General features: G+C 57.0%; 8 protein-coding genes. 2 read left to right on the top strand and 6 right to left on the bottom strand.

Going from position 1 to position 7,996, the window contains the following annotated elements; all coding sequences use genetic code 11:
• Window positions 1–54 precede the first annotated feature (54 nt).
• Window positions 55–903 carry a hypothetical protein gene (locus V7080_RS21270; protein ID WP_334190393.1) on the bottom strand — a complete coding sequence of 283 codons (849 nt, stop codon included), beginning with the start codon at window positions 901–903 and terminating at the stop codon, window positions 55–57.
• 4 nt (window positions 904–907) lie between these two features.
• Window positions 908–2,134, bottom strand: coding sequence for a glycosyltransferase (locus V7080_RS21265; protein ID WP_334190392.1), 1,227 nt, complete (start codon window positions 2,132–2,134; stop codon window positions 908–910).
• Between V7080_RS21265 and V7080_RS21260 the strand changes: the two genes are divergently transcribed.
• Together V7080_RS21260 and V7080_RS21255 are read left to right on the top strand one after the other, a co-directional pair.
• Complete coding sequence (locus V7080_RS21260) at window positions 2,133–3,146, top strand: glycosyltransferase family 4 protein (RefSeq protein ID WP_334190391.1); 1,014 nt, start codon at window positions 2,133–2,135, stop codon at window positions 3,144–3,146. The two genes, V7080_RS21265 and V7080_RS21260, sit on opposite strands and share 2 nt — an antisense overlap.
• Window positions 3,143–4,441 (top strand): lipopolysaccharide biosynthesis protein, encoded by a 1,299-nt coding sequence (locus tag V7080_RS21255; RefSeq protein WP_334190390.1) that lies wholly within the window; start codon window positions 3,143–3,145, stop codon window positions 4,439–4,441. The genes V7080_RS21260 and V7080_RS21255 overlap by 4 nt, the downstream gene beginning before the upstream one ends.
• Here the strand turns inward: V7080_RS21255 and V7080_RS21250 are convergent.
• The 4 genes from V7080_RS21250 to V7080_RS21235 all read right to left on the bottom strand — a co-directional run.
• On the bottom strand, window positions 4,400–5,557 hold the full coding sequence (locus V7080_RS21250; protein WP_334190389.1) for a hypothetical protein: 1,158 nt from the start codon (window positions 5,555–5,557) through the stop codon (window positions 4,400–4,402). The two genes, V7080_RS21255 and V7080_RS21250, sit on opposite strands and share 42 nt — an antisense overlap.
• Window positions 5,554–6,375, bottom strand: a complete 822-nt coding sequence (locus tag V7080_RS21245) for a hypothetical protein (RefSeq protein ID WP_334190388.1) — start codon at window positions 6,373–6,375, stop codon at window positions 5,554–5,556. The genes V7080_RS21250 and V7080_RS21245 overlap by 4 nt, the downstream gene beginning before the upstream one ends.
• Window positions 6,365–7,528: a glycosyltransferase family 2 protein gene (locus tag V7080_RS21240; RefSeq protein ID WP_334190387.1), complete on the bottom strand. Its 1,164-nt coding sequence runs from the start codon at window positions 7,526–7,528 to the stop codon at window positions 6,365–6,367. The genes V7080_RS21245 and V7080_RS21240 overlap by 11 nt, the downstream gene beginning before the upstream one ends.
• Before the next feature lie 126 nt (window positions 7,529–7,654).
• Window positions 7,655–7,996, bottom strand: a 342-nt coding sequence (locus V7080_RS21235; RefSeq protein WP_334190386.1) for a pilin, incomplete at its 5' end; no start/stop codon positions are given.

Raw genomic sequence — 7,996 nt, 5'->3', positions numbered from 1 at the left:
CTTAAAGCCCGGCGCAGGTTGCGGCCATCTACTCCATAGTCTCCGGTAGCAAAACTATTCGCCCACGGCAGGGCCGCGCACGACGTGCCCGAAGAGGCGACGCCAGTGGCTGAAAAAAAGGGCTTTAGGGCGTATGTAATGACGTGACACATCGCCGACGTGAGAGAACTTGCCTGCGAGCTCATCCCGTCTTACGAAGAAGGCGTTCACGCCACACGAATCACAACCGACAAGTGAATATCCCTTCTCGTGCGCCAATCGGGTCAGTGCCACGAGGCTGGCGCCATAATGGTCCGATAGGTTCCATGTGTGGTCCGGCCGGTATGGCATTACCCAGTCTGCCGGAGGCTTGAACGAGCCATTGTATTCAATTACGACAACCCGCGGGGCGTAATCTCGGAGCGCCTGCCACACCCAATAATCATTACCATCGATGTCGATCACCAGCAGATCGAGATCCACAGGCACCCCAACAGTTCGGAAGATCTGTTGGATGTTTTCTGCAGTTATGAACTCCTGCTTCACCGCAACTCCAAACTTCAAAGCTCGCTGGCGAGCTGCAGCTGCATCACGGGGCGACCCTTCAATCCACAAACCCGACCAGCCTTCCCGCTCAATTAGCCAGCGGGTGCAGGTCTCAATGCCGCTTTCTATGCCGAATTCAACGCAGTATCGGCTCTTCGTACCGATCCGGCAAAATATTTCAGCAATGATCCCGTCCTCGCAGTTCTGGGAAAACCCCCGCCATTCGAAGTTCCTTAAATTGAGGCGGTCTTCAGTGAGCTGCCGCAGCTCTCTACGATAGGAAGTTAGCATGGCCGGGATGGCCATCGTCTGACGAAAACGTCGAAACAGCAATTCTCGCCGCCGAAGCCATGCAGCACGCGAAACAGGAGAAATCACAGGCTTATTGCCCTTCCTTAAGATTGCCACTAGCGGTAGCCACTTGCAGGTCGACAGCCGCAGGGTCCCGTCTCCAAACATCCCAGGCATCCTGAATAATTTCTTTGAACGCTGTTGCGAAGCGGTCCTCGCTGAAATTCTGGGCCCATGCGTGACAGTCGAATGGATCAACTTGGTTCCGCACCTCATCGAACGCTTCAATGCCAGCGATGACAGCCTCAACCGATTGGCGCATGAAGTGCAGTCCCGTTGGGTGGGCGGCGACTCCTACATTTCGTACCGTTTCAACAGCGCCTCCGACCCCATACGCGATGACCGGGGTCCCACACGCCTGCGCCTCTACGGGCGAAATTCCAAAATCCTCGTGAGCTGCGAAAAGAAATGCGCGAGCCGAACCGACATGTTCTTGAATGACTGCATCCGGCTGCCACCCAAGAAGTTCGACATTTGCCGGTCTATTTCTTGCCAGGCGGGGGAACTCGGGTCCGTCGCCGATCACGATCAGCTTCCGTTTAGGCATTAACCGGAAAGCCTCCACTAGCAGGTCGATCCGCTTGTATGAGACGAGTCTGGAAACTGTCACGTAGTGATCCTCTTTATGTGTCTCCAGCCGCCATATATCGGTACGTACCGGTGGATACAGCACACGCGCAGGCCTACGATATGTCCGCCAGATTCGGGCCTGAACGTGACGTGAGTTGGCGAGGAAAAGATCGACGTTGTTTGCTGTCTGCCGGTCCCACTGGCGAAGGCGATGGAACACATAACGGGCCACCACCCCCCGAAACCCTGTGTTCAGCCCGTAATCCGTGAGGTACTGGTGGTGCAGGTCCCAAGCGTAGCGCATCGGCGAGTGGACATAGCTAACGTGCAACTGAGAGGCCGTTGTGAGTACGCCCTTCGCGAATGCATGGGAGCTGGAGATAATGATCTGCGCGGCGGAGAGATCGAGGGTTTCGATAGCCAGCGGTGTTAAGGGCAGGTAGTTCCAGAAGCGCTTGCGCGCCCATGGCAGCCGCTGGATAAAGGTTGTTCTTGGCTTGACCCCACCCAGACTACGGCGGTTCTTATCGGACATAAAGTCGACAGTCGCGTACAAGTCGTCCGAAGGGAGCGCACGCAGCATGGCGCGGACCACGTCCTCAGATCCGCCCCACTCAGTTAGCCACTCGTGCACGTAAGCTACCTTGGGTGTCTGGGTATGATGAGGTCTACTCAATGCCTTCTCCATGGACGTGCCTGTCTATTTCGATGCTCGCTGGTGCGGCCGCCATGGGATCGGGCGGTTCGCGACCGAACTGCTGGCTCGCATCCCTGCCGCCCGCCCGCTCGCCATTGTCGGGCCAAAGTTGTCTCCGCTCGACCCCTTAGCCATCAGTGTGGCGCTCGCTGGCAAACGATCAGGCTGCTACTTCTCACCAGGCTTCAACCCGCCGGTACGCAGTCCTCTTCCATTCATCTTTACAATCCACGACCTTGTTCATCTGAAGGTACCCGAAGAATCCACCATAGTGCGGCGAATGTACTACAAAACGGTAGTGCTACCCGCAGCGGTCAAGGCTGCGGCCATCCTCACGGTTTCCGAGCATTCGCGCCGCGACATTCTCGAATGGCTGCCCATATCACCCGCTAAGGTGCATGTTGTAGGCAATGGCGTGTCTCCTTCCTTTAATGCGGAGGGGCCGTCGGCGCGAGGAAAATACATCCTGCACGTCGGCCGCCGCGTGGGGCACAAGAACGTTGCACGACTCCTTCAGGCATTCGCGGCCACTGCTTGCAGGAACGAGTACCGGCTTCGGTTTACCGGGACTGCCGATCGGGACACGTTGGCATCCGCAAAAGAGTACGGGATCGGCCATCGGCTTGAGTTCACTGGCGACATCGGTGATGAAGACCTCGCCGCGCTTTACCGCGGTGCAATGGCACTGGTCTTCCCCTCTCTCTACGAAGGCTTTGGGTTGCCGGTGATCGAGGCGATGGCTTGCGGAACTCCCGTGATCACGTCGGCATCAAGCGCCTTGGCTGAGGTTTCGGGTGACGGCAATGCCATCCTAGTGGACCCGACGGATGCCTTGAGCATCGCCGACGCGATTGACAGAGTATCAACCGATGAACACCTCAGGCACAGCTTGAAGGTACGAGGCCTTGTACGCGCAAGAGCCTTCAGTTGGATCCGAGTTGCCGAACGTGTTAACGACGTTCTTAACCGAATTCTTCACGGATCAGAGAAACCCGCCCGATGAAAGCACTCGGCTTCGTTGCAAAGGGGGGTACCTTTGCTTTCGCAAGTCGGCTTGCTTACGCCGGGCTCTACTTCGCAACATTGTTCATACTGGCGCGGCTACTTTCGGTGTCGGACATGGGCACCTATTTCGTTGCGCTCTCGGTCATCGGCTTCCTTGCCCTTTTCGTCGGCCAAGGCCTGCCTGGTCTGGCGCAGCGTTCAATCGGTCTCGCAGTGCATCGTGGTGATCGAGAATACGCTTGGGGCTGGATGGTCAGCGCACTGAAAAGATGCGCTGTCACTGCCATTTTGACTGCGGGCGCGCTCATGAGCATTTACATGCTGATACGATTGCGCGTGAATTGGCCCATGATTTCAGGTGCTGTGCTATTTTTTGTTCTCAGTATAGCAACAGCCACTGCAATTCAAAACCTATTGACGGAGGTTCATCGGGCGCACGGCCGGATCATTAGTGCAAGTCTTTACAGCGGCACTTTGACTGCGGCTACCACTCTCCTCGCGCTTACCATCCTCTTTTTGACTGGCATACGTCTCCCAATCGAGGCCGTATTAGCGACGCTCCTCGCATGCACGATCGCAACCTTGATAGCGGCGTACATGACGCTACCCAACACGAGTCCGTGGTCAAAGCCAGTTCAGGCAAGAGTTGAGTCGAAGCAATTTCGCCCTTACTGGGTGCAAGCTTTGGCAACTTACGGCTTTGTACAAGTCGATCTTTGGATTGCAGCTTGGCTGCTCCCGGTCGAGCACGTGGCCATGTACGGGGCAGCCAATCGTCTGGCTCAAACTTTGGCGCTCCCTGTCGAGGCGATAGAGTCGGCGCTTCCCCCAGTGATCGTCAGCCTGTCCAATGAAAAGGGGCGCAAGGAGCTAGCGCAAATACTGATTCGTTCGACGCTCGTACAGACGATGTTAACTGGGATCGGGCTCTTGAGCTTTCTTTTTGCCGGCAGTGTTTTACTCGCCGTCGCATTTGGACCTACATATGCCACGGGCGCAGGGGTGCTGTCACTGCTCGCTGCTGGGTGGTTTGTCCGCGCTTGTTGCGGTCCTTGGGCTCAGACTCTCATGCTGAACTCTCAAACGCCTCTGGTTGCCAAGATGACCGCCGGCTGGTTAGTTGGAAGTTTGCCGGGAATGTGGTTCGCGTGCACCACCTGGGGCTCCGTGGGTCTTGCGGCTGCGGCTGCACTTGCAGTTGCCACTTTCAATGTTGCTGGAGCATTAGTTGAGAAAAAGATCATGCGGGCGTCATGGTCCGCCACGCCTCCAGTTCGGGGCCCGAATCTTTGAGCAGTCCATCACGATAGCGCCGGACAAAACCTGGTCTGAATAGCCGACGAATACGGAACTTAGACTTCGCCAAAACTTATAATAGACTCTTCCGTCGTCATACACGTATACACGCGTGTCGGAGATGCTGTATCTCCGGACAAAACCGTGCGCAATCCGCTCAGTCTCTGCATTCCCTGCAGCAAAGAACCTCGGACAGCGCTTTTCGAGAGCTTCAAATGCTGGGTCAGCGGCAGTGGGCGAGGGCTGCATACCGGCAATGCTGTAATTGAAAGAGACCGGACAAAACCAGAACCCGGCCTTATCGATCATCCTCGTGTCATGTAAGCCGCCTCGCATAACGACGCTGGCGAAGCCGTGCGAGGGGATAAAGTCGCATGGTGTACCGGATGAAAGGTCGATGCCATATCGTGCCACCATTCTTTGAAAAGCTTCAAGAGCCGCTTCGCTCGGCTGCCGATCTAATCGCATTTCAGTAGCCAACGTTGGTGCAACCAACACCAGCGGTCGGCCTGACGAAAGGAAAGCGCGTAATCGCCGCTGATCTTCGGTACGCGGGAACCCGCCTCCGAGATTGAGCCATCCTGCGTCAGCAGAAAACTGGGGGGCCATAAGAGAATAGGAGATCGCCGAAAGAGTCAAATAGTTGATGCCATCTGTTCGTGCGGGCACGCCGACATGGAAGTACGGTGCCTTGCCCCAGGTCCCAAGTGTCCATGCCCCCCACGGCGACTGCTGAACCAGCAGGAAGCCTTGTAGCATCAGGAGCATTGTCGTAATGAGCAGCTTGAAAGCGATCGAGAACGAAGTGATCGAAACCAGCCCGATTGCTATCGGTCCGCTGAGTAGGAGAAATGGGATGAAGTACCGCCCATTACCCGAGGTGACGAACCATGGAACCGACGCGAGAATCGTGAACACCAGCAGAACGAGTGGGCGTCGGCTTGAAAGCCGTCCGCGAAGGGCGGCCACCCCAACACATGCCAAGAGCAGTATGACTACGGCAAACCGCAGATCCGGCGCAGCAATTTCGACATACGTATTCGCTTCGGGCGACACCATATCGAACGGCCGCATCAATGCATCGACCCAAGTGTCTGGCTTGAACCGAATCATGATTCGCCTCTTACCAAGAACCGAAGGAGTTCGAAGAAGTCATCGTGGAAAGGGTAGATCGGATTGCCGAACTCTCTCCACAGTTGCATGCCCCAGGGCGCATACACGATGATGAAGCTGCAAATCAACGCGGCACCGGCGCTTGCAACGTTGTATACGGCGCGTTGGACGTTCGCCTGACCGATTCCCCATAGAAAAGGCAATACAAGGGTGAGTGGTCCGTTACTGAGCTTGAACGCGACCGCGACGCCTGCAGCGATGCCGGACAGCAGTAGGAAAATGGTCGCCCTTTCGGGAAGCTGCGCATCCATAGCAAGCAACGCGAACGCAACTGCCCACACGTATGGTGTAGCAGCAATGAGATCGTTGGATGTCGAATCCAAAAGTGACAGTGTCAGTCCCCCTAGAAACGCCAGCGTGACTGAAGCCACTCGGAAGCAGATGTCGCTCACACCGGGTCCAGGGTTACACCAACGGGCGATAATCCAAACAGGTGGAATTGCTAACGACTGCAGGAGCGCCAGGACCGCGCCTGCAACGGCGCCCGAAGCTCCCATCAGGGCCAGTTTATAAACTGGCCAATATAGATAGGGGTATTGATATGACTGGTAGGAGGCCGCAGCGAAGTCGCGGTCGAATCGCGGCGATTCAGCTACCCAGCCGAGGTAGATGTGATGATTCAGCGCATCCCAGCTGAGCCCGATTTCACCGAGAGAAAGCGGGACCGCGACGAACGTCAGCGCCCCCACCAGCCAGACCAGCAGTGGCTCAAGCCAGAGCAAACGCCCGCGCGGTCGCCAAATCGGCTCAGCCGACACGGCGAACGGAGTTGAAGCTCATACGAATGGCACCGGCGAAGAGCGAGGCGGCGGCGGCCTGCATTCCCAGGGCCATAAGGGTTACGGCGGGAATGGCGCTGCGCATTACGACCCGCGGATCGAGTGCACCGAAACCTGTAGTGCCCCAATCCTTCAACAGGAGCGTAGACCAACCGAACCCCGCAACCAATAGAGTCGCACCGATGAATAGTCCTAGCTCAACAGAGGCGAATCCCTCGATGCGCGCCAGCCACTTCGGTTTTGGCACGATTCCCGCAAGCACTCCGATCCATTTCGTCATGACGGCAATCTGGATCAACTGAGCGCCGATAAGGGTAGAACCTGCCATATATAGCAACGAGTGGATGTCGAGACCCATTGCTAACAGTTGAAGTGAGCCCTGCTGAAGCGCAATGAAGCCAGTCATTCCAAGCCCGAACAGCACAATTCCGGGGTACAGGAAGAGCCAGCGGGGGCAGAAAAGCAGCAAGAAACGCAGGTGACGCCAACCGTCGCGCCAAGTCCGAAGGTGGGAAGGGCGCCCCCGCCCATCCGGGCGAAGGACAGTCGGCACCTCTTCGATGCGCAGCCCCGCAAGGGCTGCCTTCGCGATCATTTCGCTCGCGAACTCCATGCCAGGAGTAACCAAACCGAGGTCTTGCATTGTTTGGCGGTGAAAACCGCGCAATCCGCAATGGAAGTCACCTATCCGTAGGCGGAAAAAGTGTCGGCCAATGAAGCTTAGCACGGGATTGCCCAGGTATCGGTGAAGCAGCGGCATCGCGCCGACCTCTATACCCCCACGGAAGCGGTTACCCATAACGAGCGCGGCCCCCGCTCGAAGTCGATCAACAAAGGGAAATAAACGGGAGAAGTCGTAGCTGCCATCGCTATCGGCCATGATCACGATCCGCCCTCGCGCAGCGTGAATGCCAGCCAAGAGAGCAGCACCGTACCCCTTATCGCTGACGTGCACTACACGTGCGCCTGCAGCGCAGGCAAGTGCCACTGAATCGTCAGTTGACCCGTTGTCGGCCACCACCACTTCACCATCGATCCGGTGGTTAGCAAGAAAGGCGATAGCCTCCGACACACAGCCGCCAACCGTCTTCGCCTCGTTGAGACAAGGCATAAGAATGGTTAACTCGGGCAAGCGCAATCCTCTTTGCTCAGGAAACCGGTGAAGCACAAGGGCCTGCTCGGAAAACTACCGAACAGGCCCAAGCGGTCTGGCGGACGCCAGCGACTGACTTATAAGCCCGCCACTGACTGCAGCGAATTACAAGAATGAACCGTCTACAGTGATCGACGCCTTGCAGGAACCGGGCAGGAAACGCCCCACTGTAGCCAACTGAGTGCTAGTGACACCGCACAGCCACTGACCCACTTGCGAAGGAATCATGGTCGCCTGCATCGCAGCACCTGCATTAGTCTGCGGCGCAAGATAGATCGACTGCCCCGTCAGCCTGTCGTCAATACCAGTCGCGATCGTAACTCGAATCTGTCCGTTAACACTGGTCGCCACGGACTGCACATACCGGCTCGTTGCGCCCGTGCTTTCACAGCCCCAGCCACCCGCAGAGACGCTGCCCGACGACGAGGCCGACTGATAAGCTTCGGT

The organism is Noviherbaspirillum sp. (assembly GCF_036846085.1).
Lineage (GTDB): Bacteria > Pseudomonadota > Gammaproteobacteria > Burkholderiales > Burkholderiaceae_D > Noviherbaspirillum.
Note: the sequence above shows the minus strand (reverse complement) of the source record. Positions and strands in the feature narration are given on the sequence as shown.